The sequence below is a fragment of the Bacillus sp. SIMBA_031 genome (assembly GCF_046535225.1).
In the GTDB taxonomy this organism is placed as follows: Bacteria; Bacillota; Bacilli; order Bacillales; family Bacillaceae; genus Bacillus; species Bacillus velezensis.
Genome location: NZ_JAWRXC010000306.1, coordinates 1 through 267, shown reverse-complemented (window position 1 = coordinate 267; position 267 = coordinate 1). Strand labels below are relative to the sequence as shown.

Genomic DNA, 267 nt, shown 5'->3' with positions numbered 1-267 from the left:
GGGGCCTTCGGGCCTTGGTAGCGCAGCTAACGCGTGAAGTTGACCGCCTGGGGAGTACGGTCGCAAGATTAAAACTCAAAGGAATTGACGGGGACCCGCACAAGCGGTGGATGATGTGGATTAATTCGATGCAACGCGAAAAACCTTACCTACCCTTGACATGTACGGAATTCCGCTGAGAGGTGGAAGTGCCCGAAAGGGAGCCGTAACACAGGTGCTGCATGGCTGTCGTCAGCTCGTGTCGTGAGATGTTGGGTTAAGTCCCGC

At 55.4% G+C, this 267-nt stretch carries 1 rRNA gene; it reads left to right on the top strand.

Annotated elements, in window-relative coordinates:
• Positions 1–267: ribosomal RNA gene (locus SB724_RS20410) — 16S ribosomal RNA — on the top strand; the annotation flags it as partial.